Below are 24,099 nucleotides of genomic sequence, written 5' to 3'. Positions count from 1 at the left end.
GCGTCGTCGACGGCGCCTTCCGGAGTTTACTGCAGCGGCGGCGCCACGCCGCCTCTTCATTCTCCTAAAAGATGCCCCGGCGGGTTATCTCGTTCATGGAGATAGTCTACTGTGGAACTTACTTGCATTCCTCGCAGCGGCACCGGAAGGACACCTGAAGATGACATCGCCCACTCCACCACGCATCCCGATCTGGCTGCGCTGGCTGGTTCCGGCAGTACTGGTCGTGGCTTGGCTGGCCATTGCCGGCATCGGCGGCCCCACCTTCGGCCGGCTCAGTGAGGTTTCCTCAAACGACCAGGCATCCTTCCTGCCTGCCGGGGCGGAGGCCACCGAGGCGCAGGGCTGGCAGGCCAAGTTCCGGGACTCCAAGGAGATCCCGGCCGTCATCGTCATCGAGAGCCATGCCGCCTTCACTCCGGCGCAACTCGGCGATGCCGCGGCGCTCAAGGGCAAGCTGGAAGGCCTGCACGCCGGCAGCACGGTGATCGGTCCGATTCCCTCCGAGGACGCCAAGGCCGTCCAGTTCGTGGTGCCGATCGCTTCGTCGGGCGAAGTGAAGGCGGCGGTCAAGGAACTCCGGGACGCAGTGCAGGCGTCAGCGCCGGCGGAAACGCAGACCTTCGTCACCGGCCCGGCCGGCCTCACGGCGGACCTCGTGAGTGCCTTTGCCGGCATTGACGGGGTCCTCCTGCTCGTGGCCCTCGGCGCCGTCTTCCTGATTCTGCTGATTGTCTACCGTTCGCTGCTTTTGCCCCTCGTGGTCCTGCTCACCTCCGTTTTCGCGCTCTGCGCCGCCATCCTCCTGGTGTTCGGCATGGCCAAGGCCGGCTGGATCCAGCTGAACGGCCAAAGCCAAGGCATCCTGTCCATCCTGGTGATCGGCGCGGCTACCGACTACGCGTTGCTGTATGTGGCGAGGTTCCGTGAGGCCCTGACCCACACCACCAACCGCACCGCCGCCGCGCTCACGGCGTGGAAGGCGTCGTGGGAACCGATCCTTGCCTCGGGCGCCACCGTGATGATCGCCCTGCTGTGCCTGCTGTTCTCCGACCTCAACTCCAACAGGGCGCTCGGGCCGGTCGCGGCCGCAGGCATCTTCTGCGCGCTCTTCGCGGCCCTGACCCTGCTGCCCGCCCTCCTCGCCCTGCTGGGCCGGGCCGCGTTCTGGCCGTTCCGGCCCAGACTGCTCCCGGAAACCGAGCGGGAACCGGAACTGGTGACCGGACTCGAGGGCCAGAAGGGGCTGTGGCGGGCCACCGGTTCGCTGGTGTCGCGCCGGCCGCGTAGGGTCTGGATTGCCTCGGCCCTGCTGCTCCTCGCGGCGGGCGCCGGTATCCTCCAGCTCAAAGCTAACGGCGTGGCCCAAACCGACGTCATCCTCGCCGCCTCCAACGCCGTTGACGGGCAGGCGGCCCTGGGCCGGCACTTCGACGCCGGATCCGGCAGCCCCGCCGTGATCGTCGCCGACGAAGCCAAAGCCCCGGACGTCCTGGACAAGACCAGGGCAAGCGGCGGCGTCGGGGATGCCTACCTGTTGGCCGAAGGCGGCGTCCCGATCATGACTGGCGCCCCGGGCGCCCCGGCCGGGCGGGGCACTCCGGCGGATCCGGCGGTCCGGGACGGGAAGGTCCTGATCAGCGCGACACTCAACTACGCGGCGGATTCCACTGAGGCCGAAAACGTGGTGGCAAACCTCCGCCAGGAACTCAAGAAGATCGACGACGGTGCCCTCGTGGGCGGCGTCACCGCGACGGCGTTGGACACCAACACCACCGCCCAGCGCGACCTCGTCACCATCATCCCGGTGGTGCTCGCGGTCATCCTCGTGATCCTGATGCTGCTGCTGCGCTCCGTGCTGGCGCCGGTCCTGCTGGTCGCCTCGGTGGTGCTGTCCTACGGCGCCGCGATGGGCGTCTCCGCCGTCGTGTTCAACCACATCCTGGGATTCCCGGGGGCGGACGCCACCGTTCCGCTCTTCGGCTTCGTCTTCCTTGTGGCCCTGGGCGTGGACTACAACATCTTCCTCATGAGTAGGGTGCGGGAGGAATCCCTCAAGCACGGCACCCGGGCCGGCGTCCTCCGCGGCCTTGGCGTCACGGGCGGCGTGATCACCTCGGCCGGTGTGGTGCTGGCCGCCACCTTCGCCGCGTTGAGCGTCATCCCGATCATGTTCCTGGTGCAGCTGGCCTTTATCGTCGCCTTCGGCGTGCTGCTGGACACCGTTCTGGTCCGTTCCCTGCTGGTCCCGGCCCTGGCCTACGACATTGGCCCGCGGATCTGGTGGCCGGGGAAACTGGGCCGGCCCGGAGCTGATGCGGCCCGGGAGTTGCCAGCCGCCCGGGCCGCCGAAAAAGAGGCGGCCGTCCGCTAGCCGGAACCCACCCCCGCTGACTCACTGCAGAAGTCGTTCCGGCGGCTGGAATGGGCCCCTGCTGCCGGCTACGGGGGGTGTCACTGTTCCTGGTCCCGCCACGAGGCGACGGTTGCGGCGGCTGCTTCGTGCAGCGGGGTTGGCGCCAGCCCCAGGGCGGCCTGGCTCGCTGCCGAATCCATGACGAACGGGCGCCGGAACTGGTACAGCGTCTCCTCCACTCCCCGCATGTCGGGGGAAAACACGCCCATCGCTTTCAGTGCCCAGCCGGGCACGGCAGTGACACGCGGTGCCCGCGCGCCGGCAGCCTGGGCGAATGCCCCCGCCATCTCGCGCTGCGTCAGCGCAGGGCCCGTGGGCGCATGCCACACCCGGTTCCACAACCGCGGCCTGTCCGCAGCAGCAATCATCGCGGCCGCAAGGTCCGGAACGTAGGTAAAGGAATGCGGCTGGTCCGCACGTTCGATCACCATTATTTGCCGGCCGGCCACCGCGGGACGGACCATGCGCTCCCCGGCGAGGGCGTTGCGGACCCGCGGCCCGAAGAAATCGCCGGCCACCACGCTCACCGTGGCCGTGGCCGAGGCCGCGCGGGCCGAGAGCAGCGCGGTCCGGACGCCGCGCTTGCCGCCCTGCGCCTGCCGGGGGCTGTCCTCGGCCATGATTTGTTCCGGCGCGCTGTAAGAGTAGAGGCTTTCGGGGAAGACGACGACGGCGCCAGCCTCGCCCGCCACGGCGAGTACGCTCTGCTCGGCCGCAGGCAGCTCCCTTTCCCAGACTTTCGCGTCATACCGCGAGCCGTGGATGCAGTGGAAGACGGCCGTGGCGTCGTCGAAGACGCCGCAGAGCCGGGCGGCGTCCGACACATCGAGGGCGATTTTCTCGACCAGCGGGTGGGTGGGCCCGCTGCCGGACCTTGTCAGAATGCGCACGCGGTGGCCCGCAGCGGCGAGTTGTTCCGCGACGGTCCAGCCCACCGGGCCGGCTCCTGTGACGACATAGAGCCGAGACGATTCGCGTCCGGCGGCTTCAGGCTGGGACATTTCCGATCTCCTTAGAAATGAGGAGAGCAGTGCTCTCGCAATTCAGGATGCACCGGCCGGCGGGCTAAGTCAAGAGCGGCGCTCACATTTGTTCGCACTGCTCTTGTTTGTGGAATGCTGGACTCATGCCAGAAGACAAGGATGAACGAGCCGGTGAGTGGGCGGTTGAGCCAGCCGTCCAATCCACTGGCGGGCAGGCCCCCGCCGCGCCGGGTCCCCGCACCCCGCGTGAACGTGCCCGCGCCCGGACCGTCGCCGACATTGTCCGGCTGGGCCGGGAGCATCTGGCGCTGCACGGAGCGGCCGCGCTGTCCCTCCGTGCCGTCGCCAGGGATCTCGGCGTCGTCTCCTCGGCGGTCTACCGCTATGTGGAGAGCCGGGAGGAGCTGCTGACCCTTCTCCTGATTGACGCATACAACGAGCTTGGCGATGAAGTGGAAGCCGCCGTCGCGGCAGTGCCGGAAGACGATTTCGGCGGCCAGTTTGGGGCTTTGGGCCGCGCCGTGCGGGACTGGGCGCTCCGCGAACCTTCCCGGTACGCCCTTCTCTTCGGCAGCCCGGTGCCCGGCTATCGGGCGCCCGCCGAGCGGACCACCGGTCCCGGGACCCGGGTAATTGTGGCCCTCATGCTGCTCTTCGACGGCGCATTCCGGGCCGGGCGGCTCTCGGCGGCGGCCCCGCGGAGTCCTGTAATGGCCGCCGGACTGGCCGGGGATCTGGCGAAAATCCGGGCGGAGTTCGGTTTGGCTGTGCCGGCTGACCTGCTGGCCCGCGGCGCCCTGGCGTGGACCTCGCTCTTCGGTGCGGTCAGCTTCGAGGTTTTCGGCCAGTACGGCGAGGGCACCTTCACCGCCTGGGACGAGCTATTCGACCATCAGCTCGCAGTGCTCGCCGACGTCGCCGGGCTGCCGGCGGCCGCCGCCCGCTCCTGAACGACGCCCCCAACCGGGGATCCGCGGCGGAAACAGATTTGTTGTCCGCCCCCGTTGCCGGAGGTTTTCAACTGAGGCAACGTATCCGTCTGCGCGGACGCTTTCTAGGAGTCCACGCGCCCTCTGTTGCCCCGCTCCGGCGCTCGATAGACTGCCCCTGCGCCCGCACGGGCGTGCCCGATGCGTCCAGGAAGGATCCATCATGTCTGAAGAGAATGTGCCTGAAAAGAAGATCCCTGCAGAGAGCCCGCGCGACCGCTTGCCAGGGCAGACGGCGTCCGAACATGCAGCGTCCGACAATGCGGCGTCCAGAAATTCCGCTGAGCGTGCGGCAGTCGGGGACCAGGCTGAAGCCCCCGCAGCTGAGGGGCAGTACGTCGAAGGCGACTACGGCTCCGCGGGAACTGAAGGCGAAATCCCGCCCACGGCTGTTGAGGGGGGCTATACGGCCGGTGACTACGGCGACGCCGGCGTCACCGGACCGGCCGTCGTCGGCGACGTGGAAGGTGATTATCCCGAAGGCGACTATGGCGACGCCGGGGTCTCGGGGGACGCGGTCGCCGGCGGGACCGAAGGCCTTGCCGAGGAGGGGGAGTACCCCGAGGGCGACTACGGGACTGCCGGAACGGCCACCGGTGAGCGGGGCAGTCGGCGGGCAGCCGACGGGTCCGCCGAAGACGTCGCGAGGGACGAGGGGTAGGCGGAGGCCCCAGCTCCTGTCGCAGGTTCGCGCAGGGCGAAACGCTGCTGGTGTGGTGCGGGAAAGGCTGAAATCCGGGGATTTCGGGCGGGGAAGATCGGCTGTGGACGGCGGCGGACTCAAAGTTGAGTGTATGTCGCTCAACTTGGATTGACTTAAATCCGAGTCTGAGTAAAGTTGAGTCCAGATCGCTCAATAACGGTCGGGCCCATTGTGGTCCGCGGCCATCTCCGCAAGATTCCAAGGAAAGTAAGGAAGCAATCCATGTCACGTGCAGTAGGTATTGACCTCGGAACCACCAACTCCGTCGTCTCCGTTCTCGAAGGTGGCGAGCCCACCGTCATTGCCAACGCCGAGGGTGGCCGCACCACGCCGTCGGTTGTTGCCTTCTCCAAGGCCGGCGAGGTCCTTGTCGGCGAAATCGCCAAGCGCCAGGCCGTTAACAACATTGACCGCACCATCGCGTCGGTCAAGCGCCACATGGGCACCGACTGGACCGTCGCCATTGACGACAAGAAGTACACGGCGCAGGAAATCTCTGCCCGCATCCTTATGAAGCTGAAGAACGACGCCGAGTCCTACCTGGGCGAAAAGGTCACCGACGCCGTCGTCACCGTCCCGGCCTACTTCAACGACGCCCAGCGCCAGGCCACCAAGGAGGCCGGTGAAATCGCCGGCCTGAACGTCCTGCGCATCGTCAACGAGCCCACCGCGGCCGCTCTGGCCTACGGCCTGGACAAGGGCAAGGAAGACGAACTCATCCTGGTCTTCGACCTCGGTGGCGGAACCTTCGACGTCTCCCTCCTCGAGGTCGGCAAGGACGAGGACAACTTCTCCACCATCCAGGTCCGCGCCACCGCCGGTGACAACCACCTCGGCGGCGACGACTGGGACCAGCGCGTCGTCGACTACCTGCTGAACCAGCTCAAGGTCAAGGGCATCGATCTCTCCAAGGACAAGATCGCCCTGCAGCGACTGCGTGAAGCCTCGGAGCAGGCCAAGAAGGAACTCTCCTCCTCCTCCAGCACCAACGTCTCCCTCCAGTACCTGTCCGTCACCCCCGACGGCCCGGTCCACCTCGACGAGCAGCTGACCCGCGCCAAGTTCCAGGACCTCACCAAGGACCTGCTGGACCGCACCAAGAAGCCGTTCCAGGACGTCATCAAGGAAGCCGGCATCAAGCTCTCCGAGATTGACCACATCGTGCTCGTCGGCGGTTCCACCCGCATGCCGGCCGTCTACGAACTCGTCAAGGAACTGGCCGGCGGCAAGGAGCCGAACAAGGGCGTCAACCCGGACGAGGTCGTCGCCGTCGGCGCTGCCCTGCAGGCCGGTGTCCTCAAGGGTGAGCGCAAGGACGTGCTCCTGATCGACGTCACCCCGCTCTCCCTTGGCATCGAAACCAAGGGCGGCATCATGACGCACCTGATCGAGCGCAACACGGCCATCCCCACCAAGCGGAGCGAGACCTTCACCACCGCGGATGACAACCAGCCGTCCGTGGCCATCCAGGTCTTCCAGGGCGAGCGCGAGTTTACCCGCGACAACAAGCCGCTGGGCACGTTCGAACTGACCGGCATCGCGCCGGCTCCCCGCGGTGTGCCGCAGGTTGAGGTCACCTTCGACATCGACGCCAACGGCATCGTGCACGTTTCGGCGAAGGACAAGGGCACCGGCAAGGAACAGTCCATGACCATCACCGGCGGCACCGCGCTGTCGAAGGAAGACATCGACCGCATGGTCCGCGACGCCGAAGAGCACGCCGCGGAGGACAAGGCACGCCGCGAGGCCGCAGACACCCGCAACTCCGCCGAACAGCTGGCCTACTCCGTGGACAAGCTGATCGCGGACAACGCCGACAAGCTGCCGGAAGAGGTCAAGACCGAGGTCAAGGCCGACGTCGACGCGCTCAAGTCCGCGCTTGAGGGCACTGATGACGCCGCTGTGAAGACGGCGTTTGAGAAGCTGCAGACGTCCCAGACCAAGCTCGGCGAAGCCATCTACGCCCACGCCGGGTCCCCCGACGGTGCCACCGGCGCTGAAGGTGCCCCCGCGGGTGAGCAGGCAGCGGGCTCCGACGAGGACATCGTCGACGCCGAAATCGTTGACGAAGACGAGAAGAAGTAATCATGCCGCACCACGGTAACGAAGAAGAGCACGGTTCTTCCGAGAGCCGGCGCGACGCTGAACAGCGGGAGAACGAGGCGGAGAAGCCGGTGATCCACGACAACCGCAAGGTTGATCCCAAGACCGGCCAGGCCCGCCACCCCGACCAGGCCGATTCCGGGGACGCCCTGTCCCAGGCGGAGGACATCCTCAACAGCGTTGAGGTGCCCGCCGCGGAATCGGTGGCGCAGGGTGCGGGTGCCGCTGAGGCGGACGAGCTCCGGGATGACCTTCGCCGCCTGCAGGCCGAGTACGTCAACTACCGCAAGCGGGTCGAGCGCGACCGCGCCGTGGCGGGCGAGATGGCCGTCATCGGCGTCCTGAACGCCCTGCTGCCGGTACTGGACGACGTCGACGCCGCCCGCCAGCACGGTGACCTCGCGGACGGCCCGTTCGCCGCGATCGCCGCCAAGCTGGAGAGTGCGCTGAAGACGTACGGACTGGTGCGCATCGAGGAGACCGGGGTGGAGTTCGATCCCACGATCCACGAGGCCCTGATCCAGCAGCCCGGCAACGACGTCGAATTCGACACTGTCAGCCAGGTCCTGCGCTCGGGCTACAAGTCCGGGGACCGCGTCCTCCGCGCTGCCCAGGTCATCGTGGCTGTTCCGGCGTAGTCACCTTCACGCCTTCGCGGATGAGGGGGCCCCGCCCCTACGCCGGGTGGCCAAGGATCTGCGATCCTCGCCCACCCGGCTCCGGCAGGCCCGAAGCCACTCCCGGGCCCCCTCATCCGCTACGGCGTTCAGCGGTAATGTCGCCTTATCTCTTTGTATTTTGAAAGGAAACGCCATTGGCTAGCCAGGATTGGGTGGACAAGGACTTTTACAAGATCCTTGGTGTCGCCAAGGACGCTTCCGACGCCGACATCAAGAAGGCCTACCGGAAGCTTGCCCGGCAGCACCACCCCGACAGGAACGCGGGCGATGCGGCGGCGGAGAAAAAGTTCAAGGACATCTCCGAGGCGTATTCGGTGCTCTCCGATCCCGACGAGCGCCAGCAATACGACGCCATCCGCGCCATGGGCGGCGGTGCACGCTTCGCTCCCGGCGGAGCCGGCGGGGGTGCCGGCGGGGCAGGCTTCGAAGACCTCTTCGGCGGGCTCTTCACCGGCGGCGGGGGACGCCACTCCGGCGGCTACAGCACCGCGGGCGGCATTCCGCCCGAGTTCGCGGATCTCTTCGGCGGCGGCGGATTCGGCGGTGGAGGCCAGTCCTTCCAGCGGGCTCCGCAGAAGGGTGCGGACCGCACCGCGTCCACCTCGATCTCGTTTGCCGGGTCCATCCGCGGCACAACCATCGGTCTGCGGGAACCGGACGGCGAGGTCATCGACGTCCGCATCCCGGCCGGCATCAAGGACGGGCAGAAGGTCCGCGTCCGCGGCAAGGGCCAGTACGCGCCGGCAGGCAACGGCGACCTCATGGTCACAGTTTCCGTGAAGCCGCACGATTTTTACGTCCGCGACGGCGACAACCTCCGCATCCATGTGCCGGTCTCCTTCCCGGAGGCCGCCCTGGGCGCGGACATCGAGGTTCCGACGGTCGACGGCGACACGGTCAAAGTCAGGGTGCCTGCAGGCACCCCGTCGGGCCGCACGCTGCGCGTCAAGGGCCGGGGCATCAAGCACGCCAAGGCCACCGGCGACCTGCTCGTGACGATCGACGTCGCCGTCCCGCGGCGGTTGAACAAGGAAGCGGAGGAAGCCGTGAAGGCGTTCGCCGCGGCCACGGACGGCGAGGACGTCCGCTCGGGCCTGGCAGCCAAGGCCCGGCTCTAGGAACGGGGTCCAGCCATGGCTATTGACTTCGATCAGCCGATCTTCGTCATCTCCGTTGCGGCTGAGCTGGCGGACATGCACCCGCAGACACTGCGCCAGTACGACCGGCTGGGCATCGTCTCGCCCAGCCGGGCGCCGGGCAAGTCGCGGCGCTACTCGCAGCGGGACGTGAACATGCTCCGCGAAGTCCAGCGGCTCTCCCATGAGGGCGTCTCGTTGGAAGGCATCAAGCGGATCCTGCAGCTGGAGAACCAGGTGGCCGCCCTGCAGCGCCGGGTCGGTGAGCTGACCGAGGAGCTGGGCCGGCGCCGCCAGGCGACCGATGCGCGGATCTTCGCGGCCGGAACGGCCGGCGACGTCGTCAGTTTGGCCCGCGGGAAGCGACCCCAGGCGAGGTCCCAGGCCTTGGTGGTGTGGCGGCCCCGCGGGATCGACTGAGACAACCGCGACATCTGCGGGATTCGGATAAGACAAACAGCTGTGCCCGGGACCGCTGGTCCCGGGCACAGCTGTTGGGAGGCGGGGTCGCCGCCGTTGCTTGGTCGTCCTTATTTGCCCGAGGCGATGAGCTGGTCGACGGCGCCGCGTTCGCGCCGGCTCCACGTTTCGCGGGTGGCCAGGGCGGCGACAAGACCGATCGCGCCGCAGCCCATGTAAACGATGGACACCCCGCCCCAGCCCCAGGCCGCTGCCGTGGCCGCGGCGATCAGGGGGATGAAGCCGGAGATGGCGGCGGAGAACTGGTAGCCGATCGAGGCGCCCGAGGTCCGGGTGTTGGCGTGGAACAACTCGGAGAACCAGGCGCCCTGGGCGCCTGCCAGCATGTCGTGGAGGATCGGCAGTCCGATGATGTACACGAGGACGATCAGGAACGGGACGCCCGTGTTGACCAAGAGGAACAGCGGAACGCCGAACAGGATGATCCCGGCCGAGCCCGCAATGTACACCTTGCGGCGGCCGACGTTGTCGGTGAACCGGCCCCAGAGGATGGTGGTGACGACGCCCAGTGCCGCGGCGAGGACGAGGCCCGTCAGGCCGGTCTGGCGGTCGGCGATTTTGTTGCTGGTGATGTAGGACAGCAGGTAGGTCACGATCACGTAGAAGCCGCCTGATTCGGCCAGCCGCAGGCCGATGACACGCAGGATGTTGCGCCAGTCGTCCCTGATCACGGTCAGCAGCGGGTTCTTGACGAGCTCGCCCTTGGCCTTGGTTTCCTCGAACTCGGGCGATTCGCTGACCTTGAGGCGGATGATGATGCCGGCAATGATAAGGATGGAGCTGGCCAGGAACGGTACCCGCCAGGACCATTCATTGTTCCAGCCGGTGGTGGCCAGGAAGACAAGGTTGGCCAGCAGCAGTCCGAGCGGGACGCCGGCCTGGGGGATGCCGGTGTACCGGCCGCGCTGGCGCCACGGGGCGTGCTCAAAGGTCATCATGATCGCGCCGCCCCACTCCGCGCCGAAGGCAAGGCCCTGGATGATGCGGATGGCAACGAGCAGGATCGGAGCCAGAACGCCCACCTGCTGGTAGGTGGGCAGGACACCGATAAGGAAGGTGGCACCGCCCATGACCAGGAGCGCACCGACGAGGACCGGTTTCCGGCCGTACTTATCCCCGAGGTAGCCGCCGATGAGCCCGCCCAGCGGCCGCATCGCAAAGCCCACGGCCAGCGTGGCGAACGCGAGCAAGGTGGCGGCCAGGGGGTCCTGGCCAGGGAAAAACGCGCTGCCGAAGTACAGTGCAGCGGCTGTGCCGTAGGCCAGGAAGTCGTAGTTTTCGATCGTTGTGCCGACGGCACTGCCGATCGCAACCTTGAGCTTGTCCGGTGAACCGTATTCAGCCTGGCGGCTTTGTGCTTGTGTGAGCGTACTCATCAGCGTCCATATCTCCTTCGATATGGGACGGGGGCATTTTCCCCGGTCCCGGGTGCCGCGGTCCTGCACCAGTGACGCCGACTGCGGCGTCAGCTCGGGTGGTTCAGGCCCTTGACGTTTCCAATGTTGTAAAAACTGCGGATGTGGTCGCCCACAGCGCGCCTGGCTGCATCCGCGTCCCGTCGCCGGATGGCATCGAGGATGTCGCGGTGTTCGCTCCGGACCACCTTGGCGGTCGTCTTCCAGTCCTCCAGCCGCGCGTAGGCTTCGATCATTTGGCGGTTGATGGCGGTCCGGAGCGACCCCATCAAGTGGGACGACAGTGCGTTGCCGGTTGATTCAGCGATCCGGACGTGGAACGCGGCATCCAAGCGGTTGAACTCGGCGGTTGAAATGTCCGGGTCATCCATTGCATCGAGGATCAGCTCGAGGTCGCGGTGGTCCTGTTCACTGGCCCGGACCGCGGCTTCCTCGCAGCACCAGGTCTCCAGGGCGATCCGGGTTTCCAGGACATCGTTCTGGTCGAATTGGCCCAGAGCGAGCTGCAGCTTGAGCAGGTTGACGAAGGCGGATCCCGGCTCGCCGACCAGGACAGCCCCTCCTTCAGCCCCGCCGCCGGGACGGATGTCCACGATGCCCAAGGCTTCCAAGACCCTGAGCGACTCCCGGAGTGATGGCCGGGAAACGCCCAGTAGTACGGCGAGCTCCCGTTCGCTCGGCAGCTTGTCGCCTGCCTTGAGTCGGCCGTCGAGGATCCTGTCCTCGATCTGGGACATGACCTGTTCGTAGGTGCGGACCCTTTGGACGGGTTCCCATGCGTCTGCTGTCATTTTCGATCACCTTGTTGATTGCCGTGCCGCCGGCCGACCGCCGGCGGCACCTCCATCGTAATCGCGGCCTGACGGTCTGACCTATGCGCGCTGCAGCAGCTCTGCCCGGAATTCCTTCTCCAGCTGTCGCCTGATCTGGACTGCCAGAAGCGTCTCGTCGGCGTCGACGTCGTCCCACGTGACGGTTCCGTCCTTGGGCACGTCGCGCTTCAGTTTCATGCCGTGCGCCAGTCCCAGCGGCAGGGCGTTACGCTCCAGCGAGATCCGCGCCGGGGCCAGCTTGCCGAAGGCCGTATAGCCACCCTCGCCGTCCAGGATTTCTCCCGCCTTGAGGTCCTTCTTGGCGGTCGTCGTGACGTCGCCGCGGAAGCCGGTGGGCGAGCCGGTTGCCTCGCCGCGCAGTACTGCCGAGGCGATGCTGACGCCCAGCTCGAGTCCGATCATGTGGTACGGCCGGTATAGCGAGCCGTAGCGGCCGGTCGAATCGGTCTTCACCCCGTACTCGGCGAAGCACTGGACTGCGTAGTCGGTCTTGGCCTCAAAGGTGACGTAGACGCCCCAGCGCAAGTCGCGGTCGACCTCAGTGCCGTCCCGGTTCAGGCTGGAGGCGATCTCCACTGTCCCGCGGCGGGTGAGGACGCCGCCGACGGAATTCTCGCGGTATACGTTCGGCAGGTCATCGACACCGGCCGGGGGGAAGAAGAGCCCCTCGTCCTGCGGGGTGAGCCCGGTGCCGTTGGCGACTGCCGCCATTTCGATGGCCGACTTCGTCCCGTCCAGGAAGGAATTGAACATCTTGGGGTTGAAGTCACCGGACGCCAGCTGCTCGTCGCTGAAGCCGTAGTAGTTCCACACCGTGTCTGGCGTGGAGTAGTTGTATTCGGGGAGGTACTTGGTGCCCTTGCCGGCGGCGACGATGTCGAATCCGACGGTGCGGCACCAGTCCACCATTTCGCAGATCAGTGCAGGCTGGTCGCCGTAGGCCATCGAGTAGACCACTCCGGCGGCTTCAGCGCGGCGCTGGAGGATCGGACCCACCATGCAGTCGGCCTCGACGTTGACCATGATGATGTGCTTGCCGTTGTCGATGCTCTGCACGGCATGGGCGGTGCCCACAATCGGGTTGCCGGTGACTTCCAGGATGACTTCAATCTGGGGGAGCTGGATCAGGTCGGCGGAGCTGTCCGTGACGAAGGTGGTGCCCGTGCTGAGCGCTTCGCTGAAGTTCTTGGCGGCGTACCGTTCGGCCGGCCAGCCCGTCCGCTGCAGGGCTCCGCGGGCTTTCGGAACGTCGATGTCGGCGACGCCGACAACGTGGATCCCCTCCGTGTTGAGCGCCTGCGTCAGGAACATGGACGCGAACTTCCCGGCGCCGATCACGCCGACGCGGATGGGTCCTTCCGTCGCCGTTCGCTTTTGCATGAGCGAGTACAGATTCATGGTGCTACTTCCTCGTAGTGGTGCCGAGCTTCAATATTCCGCTGCTGGTTAGTTGGTCTGACCATCTGATGCACTAACCATGGCATATCGCATTTGCGTGTGTCAACCGTCACCTTTCTGGTGCTCGACCCGCAGGCTGTCCAAGTAGCGGGCCCGTCCGGAGCGAGTGCGCCGGGCGGCGGGCAGGTAGCCGGGCATCCGATAGTCAGGTACCTGATAACCGTGACTTCCTGCCCGAGCGCGGGTTGAATCGGAGTGTCAGAAAGGTCTGGTCCGCTGTCGCCGGTTCCTCGGGGAATCAGCGACGCGGGACCAGCGGGGCAGCGTAGACGCCGGGGGCATCGCATGCAGAATTCAGCCGAATTTGATCCGCCGGGGGTCGATTCCGGGGGAGCGTGGGCAGATCAGGGTCGGTTCCTCGCGGCCGTCCTTGTTCCGGCCGCGGCCGCAATATTGACCGGCGCGCTGTGAGCCCGGGACTGCAGGCGGTCGCGGCATTTGGCGGCTCCCTGCCCGGGAACATCCTGATGTCCCTCGGCCAGGCCCTCGTCGTCGTGTGCCTCTGCTTTGACTTTGTCCGGGCGGTTTCCGTGCCGCGGTCCCACCGCCGGTATGTGGCCAACACCGTGTTCCGGACCCTTGCGCTGCCGTCCATCCTGGCCATGGCGTTCAGCGTGCTCATCGATGCCGCCTCCGGCTCCTGGTCGGACGTCGCCGGAGGGGTATTCGTTCTGGTTGCCGTGATCTTCCGGTGGCACCACGACGCCGATGAAGACAGCTGGTGGAAGGGCAAAGGCAAGGCCCTGGGCCGCTGGCTCCGGAACCGGGTGGCGTCCGGATCCTTCAGCGTTCCTGCCACTGCCTGAAAAAGCCCTTGCTGTCCGGGCGTCCCAGGGTGTCCAATCCTTTAACAACAAGGCCCTTCAGGGCACGAGTGGATGCGACGTCGGGAGGTTTCCATGCCGTCGAAAGGCGCCAAGACTCCGTCGAGGGGTCCGGTCCGGGGCACGTCTGACCTCCGGCGGGCTGAAGCCAACGGCGCCGCGCCGCCGGAGCAGCCGGACAAGATTCGCAATGTGGCGCTCGTGGGACATTCCGGTTCCGGAAAAACGATGCTCACGGAGGCCCTGCTGGCTGCCAGCGGGGCCATCACGCGCAAAGGTTCGATCGCCGAAGGCACCACGGTGAGCGACTCGGACCCCTCCGCCATTGCCCAGCAACGTTCCGTGGCGCTGGCGGTAGTGCCCGTGATGGTCGGCGACATCAAGGTGAACCTGCTGGACACGCCGGGCTATACGGATTTCATCGGCGAACTGCGCGCGGGGCTGCGTGCGGCGGATGCCGTGCTGTTTGTCGTGTCAGCTACTGACGACGTGGATGCCGCCACCACGGCGCTGTGGAGCGAGTGTCAGCGGCTCGGGATGCCGAGGGCTGTGGTCATCAGCCGCCTGGACCATCCACGCGCAGACTTCGATGCCGCCGTCGCCCGCTGCCGGCTCGCGTTCGGCGACTCCATCCTCCCGCTCTACCTTCCGGTGGGCGCGGAGGGCGGCGCCACCGGCCTGCTGGGGCTGCTGGCCGGAACGGTTTCGCTGGAGGGCCCGGAAGGACAGGAACCCGGCACGCGCGCCGCGTCCGACGTCGAACTCGCCGCCGCGGAGTCCGCGCGGGGCGCGCTGATCGAAGGGATCATTGCCGAGAGCGAGGACGAGTCGCTCATGGACCGCTACCTCGAAGGCGAGCAGATCGACGCCGGAGTCCTGATCGCCGATCTGGAGACGGCCGTGGCCCGCGGGTCCTTCCACCCGGTGCTGCCGACGTCAGCGGAGTCCGGGCTCGGTCTGGCGGAACTGCTGGACGTCCTGGTGCGCGCTTTCCCCACCCCGGCGGAGCATGGCGTCCCCGCGGCGACGGACCTTGCCGGGGCCGCCGCCGGCCAGCTGGAGTGCGACCCCGAGGGGCCGCTGCTTGGCGAGGTGGTGCGCACAACCATCGATCCGTTCCTTGGCCGGGTGTGCCTGGTGCGCGTCTTTTCCGGCACCGTACGGGAGGACGCCGCCATCCACGTGGGCGGCCGCGGGATGGCGGACCGCGGCCACGAGGACCACGACAGCGACGAGCGGATCACGCACCTCTACTCGCCGCTGGGGTCCGGACTGCGGCCGGTGCCGTTCTGCGTTGCCGGGGACATCTGCGCCCTGAGCAAACTGGGCACCGCCGAGACCGGCGACACGATTTCCGCCAAGGAGCTGCCGCTCCTGGTGGCGCCCTGGGACATGCCGGATCCGCTCATGCCGGTTGCCGTCGAGGCGGCCACGCACGGGGATGAGGACGCGCTGGCCAGAAACCTGGGCAAGGTCACAGCCGGTGACCCGACGCTGCGGGTGGAACGGAACTCCGAAACCCACCAGCTGATCCTGTGGTGCATGGGCGAGGCACACGCCGACGTCGTTCTGGGCAGGCTGCGGGACCAGGGCGTCAACCTGCAGACGGTCCCCGTTGTCACACCGCTCCGGGAGACCTTCGCCGCGCCGGCCGCCGGGCACGGGCGGTACGTCAAACAATCCGGCGGCCACGGCCAGTACGCCGTCTGCGACATCGAGGTCGAACCTCTCGACCGGGGCGCCGGCTTCGAGTTCGCCGACAAGACGGTGGGCGGCGTGATCCCCGGGCCGTACATTGTCTCTGTGGAAAAAGGGGTGCGGTCCCAGATGCAGAAAGGCGTCTCGGCCGGTTTTCCGGTGGTGGACATCAAGGTCACGCTGATCGGCGGCAAGACCCACAGCGTGGATTCATCGGACGCCGCCTTCCAGGCCGCGGGCGCCCTGGCCCTCCGCGAAGCCGCGGCGGCGACCCGCATACAGCTCCTGGAACCGGTCTCGGCCGTGACCATCAGCGTGTCTGAGGACCACGTGGGCGCCGTGATGAGCGACCTCTCCTCCCGCCGTGCGAGGCTGACCGGAACGGCATCGGCCGGGGCCGACGGCACCGAAATCAGCGCCGAGGTGCCGGACCAGGAACTGCTCAAATACGCGCTGGAGCTGCGTGCCCTGACCGCCGGCAGCGGCCGGTTCCGGCGCAGTTACCTGCGCCATGAACCGGTGCCCGCCACCGCTGGCTTCATAACCCCTAATAAAAGCGGTCCTAGCCGTTGATGATCTGGGGTACGCCGAGGGCTTTGAGGCCTTCGACGCCGAATTCGAGGCCGTAGCCGGACTGTTTGGCGCCGCCGAAGGGCACGCGGGGGTCCACGGCGCCGTGTTTGTTGATCCAGACGGTGCCGGCTTCGATGCGTGCCGCGACTTCGCGGGCCGCGGCCAGGTCGGAGGACCAGACAGAGGCGCCGAGCCCGACGTCGAGCCCGTTGGCCATGGCGACCGCCTGGTCCACGGTGCTGTAGCGGACGATCGGCAGGGCGGGGCCGAACTGTTCCTCGGTGACGAGGGGGTTGTTGTTGTCGATGTCGGCCACGAGGGTGGCGGGGTAGAAGTAGCCGGGCTGGTCGGAGTCGGGGTTGCCGCCGGTCAGGATCCGGCCGCCGGCGTCGCGGGCGGCGTCGACGAGCTGGGCCACGATATCGTACTGGGCCTTGTTTTGCAGCGGTCCCAGGACGTTGTTCTCGTCGAGGCCGACGCCCATGGGCATGGCTTTGGCGACGGCGGTGAGTTCGGTGCAGACGGCGTCGTAGATGTCGTCGTGGACGTAGAGGCGTTTGAGGGCGGCGCAGGTCTGGCCGGTGTTGATGAAGGCGCCCCAGAACAGGTCTTGGGCGATGGCCTTGGGGTCGGCGTCGGGCAGCACGATGCCGGCGTCGTTGCCGCCGAGTTCCAGGGTGAGGCGCTTGACGGTGTCCGCGGAGGCTTTGATGATCGCCTTGCCGGCGGCGGTGGAGCCGGTGAACATGACCTTGCCGACGGCGGGGTGTTCGGCCAGCCGGGCCCCGACTCCGCGGTCCCCGGCGACAACGTGGAGGACGCCGTCGGGGAGTTCCTCGTTGAGGACCTGGATCAGGGCCAGGACGGAGAGCGGGGTGTATTCGGAGGGTTTGACCACGGCGGTGTTGCCCATGCGCAGGGCTGGGGCGATCTGCCAGATGGTGATCATCATGGGCCAGTTCCACGGGCCGACTGCGCCGACGACGCCGATGGGCTTGTAGCGCAGTTCGGCGTAGGTTTCGCCGTCGTCCACCACGGTTTCGGGGGTGAGTTCGGTGGTGGCGGTGGCGCGCAGCCAGGCGGCGCAGGCGCCGACCTCGAAGCGGGCGTTGGGGCCGTTGAGCGGTTTGCCCTGCTCGCGGGAGAGCAGCCGGGCGAGTTCCTCGGCGGAGCGTTCGACGGCGTCGGCGGCCTTGAGCAGCGCGGCGGACCGGGCGTCGTGACCCGCCGCGGCCCACGCGGGCTGCGCGGCGGCGGCGGCGGCGACCGCGCGTTCCAGGTCTTCAACGGTGTGGACAGGGGCCTCCCCGACCGGCCGCCCGGTCGCGGGATCAAGGATGGTCCGGCTGTCGTGGCCGTTGGTCGGGGCGATCGCGGCGAGAAGGGCGTCGTAGGTTTCCATGGGAGCACTCCACATCGAGTAGTTGAGGAACGGACAGATTGAGAAACGCAGGTAGTGCGGCGCAGGATGGTTCCAGAACGGCCGGACTGTCATCTCCGAGTGTCCTCCGGGGCCGGACATGAAGTCTTGTCATTGGGCGAACTGCAGTTGACCCGCCGCGAACGACTGCGCGGGTCCCGGGCGCCGTTGCGCTGAAGAACAACAACCCATCGCTGATCGACAAGGAGGTGACGGGGGTCACCTGCAATGCTGGATTTCACGGTGCAACACACCAACACGTGCGTCTCTCCGCGCATCCCCACCGTGCACTTCCCCCACACTCATGACCGTTAAGAAGGATCCGATGAGTATTTCAAATTCCGAGTCCAGGACGGCAGAAGCCAGTCCCCGCAAGGAGCATTCCACCGCGCTGCGTGCCGGCAGCGTCGGAGTTCTGGGCATTCTCTTCTTTGTCTTGTCCGCCCAGGCGCCGTTGACCGGAATCGTCGGCGCGTCACCGCTGGCCGCAGCGCTCGGCAACGGCCCCGGCGCCCCCGGAGCGTATCTGGTGGTGGGTATCGTTATCGTGATCTTCGCCGTCGGGTTCGTCGCGATGAGCCGCAAAATCCAGGCCGAGGGTGCGTTCTATGCCTACGTGACCGCCGCGTTCGGGCGTAAGACCGGAGCTGGAGCGGCGTGGCTCGCGCTCCTTGCCTACAGCACTGTCCAGGCCGCGATGTACGGGCTGTACGGCGCCGCCTTCTCCGGCGTCCTCGGCTCCGCCGGGATTGTGGTGCCCTGGTGGCTGTTGGCCTTGGTCACCATGGCCGGCGTCCAGGTGCTCGGATCACTTAACATCGAACTTGGGGCACGGGTTCTGGCGTTGCTCGTAGGCCTGGAAGTCGCGATCCTGCTCATGTTCGGGTTCACCGTGCTGCTGCACGGAGGAGGGCCGGAGGGGCTCAGCCTGGCGGCATCCTTCTCGCCCCAAGCGATCGCCACCGGCGCCCCGGGTGTGGCCATCATGTTCGCCGTCGCGTCCATGTTCGGCTTCGAATCCACGGCCATCTACTCGGCCGAGGCCAAGGACGCCCACCGCACGGTGGCTCGCGCCACGTATCTCTCCGTAGGGGTCATTGCCGTGTTCTTCTCCTTCATTTCCTGGATGCTGGTCAGCTACTACGGCCCCTCGCGCGTCATGGATGCTGCGGGCGCGGCCCTCGAATCCGGCGACTCCACCTCCTTCGTGTTGACGCCGATGGTGGAGCTGTTCGGGCCCTGGGCCGGAACGGTCACCGGCATCCTGCTCGTGACGTCCCTGCTGGCCGGCATCATCGCCTTCCACAACGGCATCAACCGCTATCTCCATTCCCTGGCTCTGCGCGGGTCGATGCCCGGCGCCCTGGCCCGGACCAACCGGCACCGCGCTCCCGCCGTCGCCGCGCGGGTCCAGACCGCGATCGCCTTCCTGCTCGTGGCGCCGTTCGCCGTGCTGTCCATGGACCCTGTCCTGACCCTCTTTTCGTGGTTCAGTGGGCTGGCCGTGGCGGCGCTCCTGGTGCTGTACATGCTCTCGTCCCTGGCCGTCGTCGCGTTTTTCCGCCGGGAAAGGGTGCCAGGCCAGATCTGGCAGACCGCGGTGGCGCCGGTCTTGGCCACCGTGCTTCTGGGCTGGGTCCTGTACGTCGTGGTCAGCAACTTCACGGCACTGATCGGCGGCAGCACCGAAACCGCCGCGGCCCTGCTGATTGCCGTCCCCCTCGTGTTTGCGGCGGGGGTGTTGGTGGAGATCGCTGTGGAACGCAGGGCCCCGGCTGTGGGGTCCCGCATCTAAACATCGCCACGGAAGGGGGCCGGGCTGCACGCTAGGTTTCGGATTTGGCGCGTGGTTCGCGGACCAGGATGGCTACTGCCATGCCGATGGACGCGCCGACAAGGGTTTCGATTCCCCGGTCCGCCACGAGAACGTGTCGACTGATTGGGTTGGCGAGCTGACTCATGAGCAGGATGGCGGGGGTGAAGAACATCATGGCCAGCCCGTAGTGGCGCATCATGAACAGTTCCGTGGGGAAGAGCAGGACCATGAGCAAGACCGTCAGTGTTGTCCGGTTGAACCCGGGTAGCAGGATGACCGCCGTGAGGAGGACCCCCGCGAAGGTTCCGGCTACCCGGTGGATACCGCGCAGGATGCGGCTTTTCCTGTTCGTTGCCGCGAGGGGTACGGCTGCTCCAGCCATGGTCCAATTGGCATGGCCGGCACCACCGAGAACGCCGAGGGTGCCGGCGGTGGCGACGGCGATGAGATAACGGGATGCGTGCACGCGCATGGCGCGCCGCCGGGTGCTGTCCGCTGTCACCGGCGGTGCCGCGGCGGGGGACCAGTTCCGGTACCGGATCCATCCAGCAACCCCGACCAGCACGGAAAACGCCGCGGAGGCTGCGCAAATGCTTATCGCGAGCCAGAACGGGATGGTTGTCGGCACCGATGCGCAGGCGCCGAGCGCGAAGATCGAGTAGAAGGGCCCCGACGGTTTGAGCCGCATGCTGTCCGCAGCCAGCGATGCGGCCACGGCGAACAGCGACTCGACAGCGACGAGAGTCCAGGGCTGGGCCCGGGCTATGGAGAGCAAAACACCAAGGGCAAGGCCCGAGGTGAGAAGGAAGGCCGCGCGTCCCTGATGGACCAGCCGGGCGCGGTAGGTGTCTTTGCGCCCGTACATGGCGGTGAACCCGCCGAAGACGGCGTAGATGCTCAGGTCCGGGCGGCCGAGGGCGAGTAGAACCAGGAGCGGGATGCTGACGCTGAGTCCGACGCGCAGGGCCGGCAGGTGATCGCCCTGTGCGGGTCCTATCCGGGCGATTTCCTTCGCGTGTTTCAGAACCCTTTGCACCACTCGATTTTAGCGTTGGTCGACAGGGCCTCCATCACCGGGACCGGGTCAGGCTGACCCACGGCCACATCATCCTCCTCAGGCTCCTGGACAGATTCGATGAACGGCGCCGGTCTTGGCCACCGTGCTTCTGGGCTGGGTCCTGTACCGCCCTACCTTGACCGCAGGGCGGGCACTGGAGCCATAATCGGGCTGGGCGCCAGAGCGGTGCCGCAGAGAAGAGCTGACGGATGGCGCCGCCGAAGCAGAGGAGTCCCCGAATGACGAAGTACCTGATCTCGTTCCCCGGTGAGGCCATGGTGTTCCCCGAGGAGGACTTCGAGGCGGTGGTCGAAGCCTCGCATGCCGTCATCGAGGAGGCCAAGGCGGCGGGCGTGTACGTCTTCGGCGGCGGGATCGATGAGGGCGTGGACCCGGTGCTCGTGGCCGGTGACGGCACCGTGACCGAGGGAACGTACCCAGGCCACAAGGTGCCGAACGGCGGCTACACCGTTCTCGAGCTGCCTTCGCGGGAGGCGGCACTCGAGTGGGCCGCGAAGATCGCCGTCGCCTGCCGCTGCTCGCAAGAGGTCCGGCAGTTCCAGTACGATCCGGCCAGCTGAGCAGTCAGCGCCAAAAGTCGGTGAGCCGCCCGGCAAGGTCTCTGCCTTGGTTGTAACCAGCCCGAGCGGCGGGCGGACGCAGCGACAGATCCATCGCATTGGCGCCGAACATGTGCTCGGAGTTGCTTTCCGGGAAGATCGTTTCGACTCTGTTGCCGCGTGCGCGTAGCTCGTCGACCTGTGCTGCGAGATGCATGCCCCACTCCAACGGCGTTCGTGTTCTGCCCCCGAATGGCGACAGCACCAGCACCCGGCTGTATCCGGCTGCCAGATCGGCATTCTCGTTGCGCCGGTAGCCGCCGTCGATATAGCGTTTGTCCCCGATCCCGTAGGCGGATCCACTGGCACAGCTGGCCGCGACGGCGTCCACCAGGTCGACTCCGCTATGTCGGTCGAACACGACCGGTTCACCGGTATGGGCATCGACCGCCGTGACGAGCACGGTTCGTTGCGGCCAGCGCTGACTGGGCAGCCGCGCGGCGACGGTCGCGCGCCACCGCGTTTGCCCGGAACCGTCCGTCGCCGCATCCAGGTCGAGCGCCGCCGCGCCCATTCTGCGGCGCATGTCAGCCGCATCCTCGGCGGCGGCGATGATCTTGCTTGTTCTCTCCATGTGGTCCGCCGTGGGCCGGACGGGAACGCGTCCACCGTCGGCTCCGTCCGGACCTATGCGTTGCGGTGGCGCCGCGGCAAGGATGGCGGCAAGCAGTTCGGTCGGGGCGGCGCCAGCTATCTGGGCCGCGGCCGTCGACCCGGCCGATGTCCCGATGACCAGATCGGCCTCGGTCACATCCAGCCCGGCTTCGGACAGGCCGGCAATGACGCCGATCAGCCACGCGTTGCCTGTCGATCCGCCGCCACCGAGGACCAGCGCTCGCCCGCCCGCGGGGCGCACCCGCTTTGTGGCGTCGATCTGCGGCTGATCTTGGCCGGATCTCGGCCGATCGGAGGCCGCCGTTGAGGTGAAGCACAGAGTTGAAGAGGGTGTTGAAGAAGGTGTCGTGCTCATGGGAGTCGCCTTTCGCGAATTGCCTGGGCGGGCGCTCCCGGTTGCGACTACTTTAGTCGCGTGATCGCGTGATCGCGGACTGCGGGGGAGCACCCATTGCGGATACTGCGTACACGGGTCTCACCTCCTGCCGCTGGGTCACGATTACGGGAATGATCGCACACCGGCGACGCGGTGCGCAATCGGCATCAATCCGGTGGCTCAGGCGCCGCGCCGCCAATCGGTAGGGGATTCGCCGAAGGCATCACGGAAGGAGCGGCTGAAGTGCGCCGCATCCACGAAACCCCAACGCCCGGCCACGGCCCCCACCGGCATGGCCGCCAGCAGCGGATCCCGCAGCTCGCGGCGTGCGCCTTCCAGCCGCTGGGTGCGGATCCAGCTCGCCACGGTGGTGCCGGATTCATGGAAGACGTTGTGCAGGTGGCGCGTGGAGATGAAATGCGCCGCCGCGATGGAAGCGGGCGAGAGCAGCGGATCGGCCAGATTGGCGTCGATGTATTCCCGGACGGATGCCGCCAGCAGGGCCTGCGGGCGCATCCGGTCCGGGGACATGTCCAGTTCCGAATGCAGCATTGTGGACACAAGATCCAAGGCATTTGTGGCGAGACGGGATCCGCTGGGCCCGCTGAGTGCGTCCAGATTCTCCGCCAGGTGGGCGATGAACGGCCCGACGATCGCGGCGAGGCCGCCGTTCGCGGCCATCCGCATGGCCGAAAGCTGGGCGATGCACTCCGGCGGCAGGGACAGTGCATCCCAGGGAAACATCATCACCATGAGCCGCGCGTCGCCCTCGAAGGCGAGTGTGTAGGGGCGGCTGGTGTCGTAAATGGAGAGATCGCCCGGGCGCAGGAGGGCTTCGCGGTTGTCCTGGATGAGGAGCCCGGTGCCCTGAAGCTGGAGGTTGAGCTTAAAGTAGCGCTGGTTGGACTGCGCAATCAGCGCCGGCGTGCGGTGGACCTCATGGCTTGTGGAGGAGACCTCGACGACCGCGACGCGGTCCAGCCGGCGGGCCCGCATGCGCCCGCGGAAGTGGTCCACATTCGTGCTTGAGGCGGACAGGGGGACGAAGGACTCCGCCACGAGGTGCTTCCAGTGGTCGAAGGATTCCGCCGTGCTGGTGCGGACCTCCTGTCCGGCCGGACTGGGGGATGGGCGGGCTGCAACTGCGGTCATATAAGATCCTGACGCCGTCGTATTTCTGGGACTGCCTTATGTGGGCCACTGTCCTAGTTCAAGCACTGTGGCATGGGACACAGTACTTTCAGGTTAGCGACGCAGGGCGCCGATGTCATCTTTTTTCGACAATCGGCGAAAAAAGAAATGGGGACGAGGGCGGCCGGCGTTCTTGCCGCGTCTGCGACGAAATGGAGGCGAGGAACCGGCATCGCCTCCAAGGGTTGTCCGGACGGAGGTGGGAACACTGCCGGTCAGCAGGGCCGAGGCTCATGAGCCGTCGACGGGTCCGTCCCATGACCACTTTTGGAGCGGTAGGCCCTCCGGAACGTCCTCTGCGGAGCGGCTGTAACGGGACATCGTCACGGTGGTTGTCCAGGCGAAATAGTCGTGCAGCACTTTTCGGAGTCGGCTGTCTCCGGCGAGTCCCGCGTCCGTTAGTGCTTGATCGAAGCAGGCGATCGCCCGCCGGTCCATGTCCTCGTGCGGTCCGTTGCCGCTGTGCATCCGCACCACCGATGTCTCGTCGCCGTAGGACTCCGAATATGCCGTCGGCCCGCCCAACGCCTCCGCCCAATAGGCGGCCAGCCGGCGCGTGTGCTCCGGGTGGAACCCGTGGCTGAACGCGTGATTGACCACCTCGTCCGTCGTTGCCCTGGCATGCCATGCGCTGGCCAGCAGCAGGAAAAAGTCGGCGCCGCCCGCAGCCTCGTACACCGTCTGCATGCTGCAACGATTCCATGCACCCCCCG

At 67.0% G+C, this 24,099-nt stretch carries 20 protein-coding genes; 11 read left to right on the top strand and 9 right to left on the bottom strand.

Features of this window, described 5'->3' with window-relative positions:
- The first annotated feature begins 160 nt into the window (after window positions 1–160).
- Complete coding sequence (locus tag ACFVVK_RS01715; RefSeq protein ID WP_390262530.1) at window positions 161–2,374, top strand: MMPL family transporter; 2,214 nt, start codon at window positions 161–163, stop codon at window positions 2,372–2,374.
- 80 nt (window positions 2,375–2,454) lie between these two features.
- Here ACFVVK_RS01715 and ACFVVK_RS01710 read toward each other — a convergent pair whose 3' ends face one another.
- Complete coding sequence (locus ACFVVK_RS01710) at window positions 2,455–3,417, bottom strand: NAD-dependent epimerase/dehydratase family protein (RefSeq protein ID WP_390262529.1); 963 nt, start codon at window positions 3,415–3,417, stop codon at window positions 2,455–2,457.
- A 125-nt stretch (window positions 3,418–3,542) separates the two neighbouring features.
- Between ACFVVK_RS01710 and ACFVVK_RS01705 the strand changes: the two genes are divergently transcribed.
- The 6 genes from ACFVVK_RS01705 (at window position 3,543) to ACFVVK_RS01680 (ending at window position 9,430) form a co-directional block, all read left to right on the top strand.
- Window positions 3,543–4,349, top strand: coding sequence for a TetR/AcrR family transcriptional regulator (locus ACFVVK_RS01705; RefSeq protein WP_390262526.1), 807 nt, complete (start codon window positions 3,543–3,545; stop codon window positions 4,347–4,349).
- A 202-nt stretch (window positions 4,350–4,551) separates the two neighbouring features.
- On the top strand, window positions 4,552–5,049 hold the full coding sequence (locus ACFVVK_RS01700; protein ID WP_390262523.1) for a hypothetical protein: 498 nt from the start codon (window positions 4,552–4,554) through the stop codon (window positions 5,047–5,049).
- Window positions 5,050–5,313: 264 nt separating this feature from the next.
- Entirely contained in the window at window positions 5,314–7,176 is a 1,863-nt protein-coding gene (gene dnaK / locus ACFVVK_RS01695) for a molecular chaperone DnaK (RefSeq protein WP_390262521.1), read from the top strand.
- Window positions 7,177–7,178: 2 nt separating this feature from the next.
- On the top strand, window positions 7,179–7,832 hold the full coding sequence (locus ACFVVK_RS01690) for a nucleotide exchange factor GrpE (RefSeq protein ID WP_390262519.1): 654 nt from the start codon (window positions 7,179–7,181) through the stop codon (window positions 7,830–7,832).
- Window positions 7,833–8,008: 176 nt separating this feature from the next.
- The gene (locus tag ACFVVK_RS01685) at window positions 8,009–8,992 is read left to right on the top strand and encodes a DnaJ C-terminal domain-containing protein (protein ID WP_390262516.1); all 984 of its coding nucleotides are present in this window, start codon (window positions 8,009–8,011) and stop codon (window positions 8,990–8,992) included.
- Between the two features lie 15 nt (window positions 8,993–9,007).
- On the top strand, window positions 9,008–9,430 hold the full coding sequence (locus tag ACFVVK_RS01680; protein WP_390262513.1) for a heat shock protein transcriptional repressor HspR: 423 nt from the start codon (window positions 9,008–9,010) through the stop codon (window positions 9,428–9,430).
- Window positions 9,431–9,540: 110 nt separating this feature from the next.
- Here the strand turns inward: ACFVVK_RS01680 and ACFVVK_RS01675 are convergent, their stop codons facing one another.
- The 3 genes from ACFVVK_RS01675 to ACFVVK_RS01665 form a co-directional block, all read right to left on the bottom strand.
- Window positions 9,541–10,866, bottom strand: coding sequence for an MFS transporter (locus ACFVVK_RS01675; protein ID WP_390262510.1), 1,326 nt, complete (start codon window positions 10,864–10,866; stop codon window positions 9,541–9,543).
- 89 nt (window positions 10,867–10,955) lie between these two features.
- Window positions 10,956–11,696 (bottom strand): FadR/GntR family transcriptional regulator, encoded by a 741-nt coding sequence (locus tag ACFVVK_RS01670; RefSeq protein WP_390262507.1) that lies wholly within the window; start codon window positions 11,694–11,696, stop codon window positions 10,956–10,958.
- Between the two features lie 81 nt (window positions 11,697–11,777).
- Window positions 11,778–13,136: an NAD(P)H-dependent oxidoreductase gene (locus tag ACFVVK_RS01665; RefSeq protein ID WP_390262504.1), complete on the bottom strand. Its 1,359-nt coding sequence runs from the start codon at window positions 13,134–13,136 to the stop codon at window positions 11,778–11,780.
- A 467-nt stretch (window positions 13,137–13,603) separates the two neighbouring features.
- On the opposite strand from ACFVVK_RS01665, the gene ACFVVK_RS01660 reads away from it, so the two are divergent.
- Window positions 13,604–14,002 (top strand): hypothetical protein, encoded by a 399-nt coding sequence (locus ACFVVK_RS01660; protein WP_390262502.1) that lies wholly within the window; start codon window positions 13,604–13,606, stop codon window positions 14,000–14,002.
- A gap of 93 nt (window positions 14,003–14,095) precedes the next feature.
- A complete protein-coding gene (locus ACFVVK_RS01655) occupies window positions 14,096–16,291 on the top strand; it encodes an elongation factor G-like protein EF-G2 (RefSeq protein ID WP_390262499.1) in 2,196 nt (731 codons plus the stop codon).
- Here ACFVVK_RS01655 and ACFVVK_RS01650 read toward each other — a convergent pair.
- A complete protein-coding gene (locus ACFVVK_RS01650) occupies window positions 16,281–17,693 on the bottom strand; it encodes an aldehyde dehydrogenase family protein (protein ID WP_390262496.1) in 1,413 nt (470 codons plus the stop codon). The two genes, ACFVVK_RS01655 and ACFVVK_RS01650, sit on opposite strands and share 11 nt — an antisense overlap.
- Before the next feature lie 343 nt (window positions 17,694–18,036).
- Here ACFVVK_RS01650 and ACFVVK_RS01645 point away from each other — a divergent pair, with 343 nt between their 5' ends.
- Window positions 18,037–19,506, top strand: a complete 1,470-nt coding sequence (locus tag ACFVVK_RS01645) for an APC family permease (RefSeq protein ID WP_390262493.1) — start codon at window positions 18,037–18,039, stop codon at window positions 19,504–19,506.
- A 31-nt stretch (window positions 19,507–19,537) separates the two neighbouring features.
- Here ACFVVK_RS01645 and ACFVVK_RS01640 read toward each other — a convergent pair whose 3' ends face one another.
- Window positions 19,538–20,563 carry an FUSC family protein gene (locus ACFVVK_RS01640; protein ID WP_390262490.1) on the bottom strand — a complete coding sequence of 342 codons (1,026 nt, stop codon included), beginning with the start codon at window positions 20,561–20,563 and terminating at the stop codon, window positions 19,538–19,540.
- A gap of 260 nt (window positions 20,564–20,823) precedes the next feature.
- On the opposite strand from ACFVVK_RS01640, the gene ACFVVK_RS01635 reads away from it, so the two are divergent.
- A complete protein-coding gene (locus ACFVVK_RS01635; RefSeq protein ID WP_390262488.1) occupies window positions 20,824–21,165 on the top strand; it encodes a YciI family protein in 342 nt (113 codons plus the stop codon).
- Between the two features lie 4 nt (window positions 21,166–21,169).
- Here ACFVVK_RS01635 and ACFVVK_RS01630 read toward each other — a convergent pair whose 3' ends face one another.
- The 3 genes from ACFVVK_RS01630 to ACFVVK_RS01620 all read right to left on the bottom strand — a co-directional run bounded on the left by ACFVVK_RS01630 (window position 21,170) and on the right by ACFVVK_RS01620 (window position 24,073).
- Entirely contained in the window at window positions 21,170–22,174 is a 1,005-nt protein-coding gene (locus ACFVVK_RS01630) for a patatin-like phospholipase family protein (protein WP_390262485.1), read from the bottom strand.
- Between the two features lie 201 nt (window positions 22,175–22,375).
- A complete protein-coding gene (locus ACFVVK_RS01625) occupies window positions 22,376–23,347 on the bottom strand; it encodes a helix-turn-helix domain-containing protein (RefSeq protein WP_390262482.1) in 972 nt (323 codons plus the stop codon).
- Between the two features lie 270 nt (window positions 23,348–23,617).
- Complete coding sequence (locus ACFVVK_RS01620; RefSeq protein ID WP_390262479.1) at window positions 23,618–24,073, bottom strand: group II truncated hemoglobin; 456 nt, start codon at window positions 24,071–24,073, stop codon at window positions 23,618–23,620.
- Window positions 24,074–24,099 lie beyond the last annotated feature (26 nt).

This window comes from Arthrobacter sp. NPDC058192 (assembly GCF_042883665.1).
Lineage (GTDB): Bacteria > Actinomycetota > Actinomycetes > Actinomycetales > Micrococcaceae > Arthrobacter.
The sequence above is the reverse complement of the archived record's forward strand: the minus strand, read 5'-3'. Positions and strand labels throughout refer to the sequence as shown.

Coding starts and splice junctions, on each gene's coding strand:
- ACFVVK_RS01715 (WP_390262530.1), top strand. CDS start 161: ATGACATCGCCCACTCCACCACGCATCCCGATCTGGCTGCGCTGGCTG.
- ACFVVK_RS01710 (WP_390262529.1), bottom strand. CDS start 3,417: ATGTCCCAGCCTGAAGCCGCCGGACGCGAATCGTCTCGGCTCTATGTC.
- ACFVVK_RS01705 (WP_390262526.1), top strand. CDS start 3,543: ATGCCAGAAGACAAGGATGAACGAGCCGGTGAGTGGGCGGTTGAGCCA.
- ACFVVK_RS01700 (WP_390262523.1), top strand. CDS start 4,552: ATGTCTGAAGAGAATGTGCCTGAAAAGAAGATCCCTGCAGAGAGCCCG.
- dnaK (WP_390262521.1), top strand. CDS start 5,314: ATGTCACGTGCAGTAGGTATTGACCTCGGAACCACCAACTCCGTCGTC.
- ACFVVK_RS01690 (WP_390262519.1), top strand. CDS start 7,179: ATGCCGCACCACGGTAACGAAGAAGAGCACGGTTCTTCCGAGAGCCGG.
- ACFVVK_RS01680 (WP_390262513.1), top strand. CDS start 9,008: ATGGCTATTGACTTCGATCAGCCGATCTTCGTCATCTCCGTTGCGGCT.
- ACFVVK_RS01675 (WP_390262510.1), bottom strand. CDS start 10,866: ATGAGTACGCTCACACAAGCACAAAGCCGCCAGGCTGAATACGGTTCA.
- ACFVVK_RS01670 (WP_390262507.1), bottom strand. CDS start 11,696: ATGACAGCAGACGCATGGGAACCCGTCCAAAGGGTCCGCACCTACGAA.
- ACFVVK_RS01665 (WP_390262504.1), bottom strand. CDS start 13,136: ATGAATCTGTACTCGCTCATGCAAAAGCGAACGGCGACGGAAGGACCC.
- ACFVVK_RS01655 (WP_390262499.1), top strand. CDS start 14,096: ATGCCGTCGAAAGGCGCCAAGACTCCGTCGAGGGGTCCGGTCCGGGGC.
- ACFVVK_RS01650 (WP_390262496.1), bottom strand. CDS start 17,693: ATGGAAACCTACGACGCCCTTCTCGCCGCGATCGCCCCGACCAACGGC.
- ACFVVK_RS01645 (WP_390262493.1), top strand. CDS start 18,037: ATGAGTATTTCAAATTCCGAGTCCAGGACGGCAGAAGCCAGTCCCCGC.
- ACFVVK_RS01635 (WP_390262488.1), top strand. CDS start 20,824: ATGACGAAGTACCTGATCTCGTTCCCCGGTGAGGCCATGGTGTTCCCC.
- ACFVVK_RS01630 (WP_390262485.1), bottom strand. CDS start 22,174: ATGAGCACGACACCTTCTTCAACACCCTCTTCAACTCTGTGCTTCACC.
- ACFVVK_RS01625 (WP_390262482.1), bottom strand. CDS start 23,347: ATGACCGCAGTTGCAGCCCGCCCATCCCCCAGTCCGGCCGGACAGGAG.
- ACFVVK_RS01620 (WP_390262479.1), bottom strand. CDS start 24,073: ATGCAGACGGTGTACGAGGCTGCGGGCGGCGCCGACTTTTTCCTGCTG.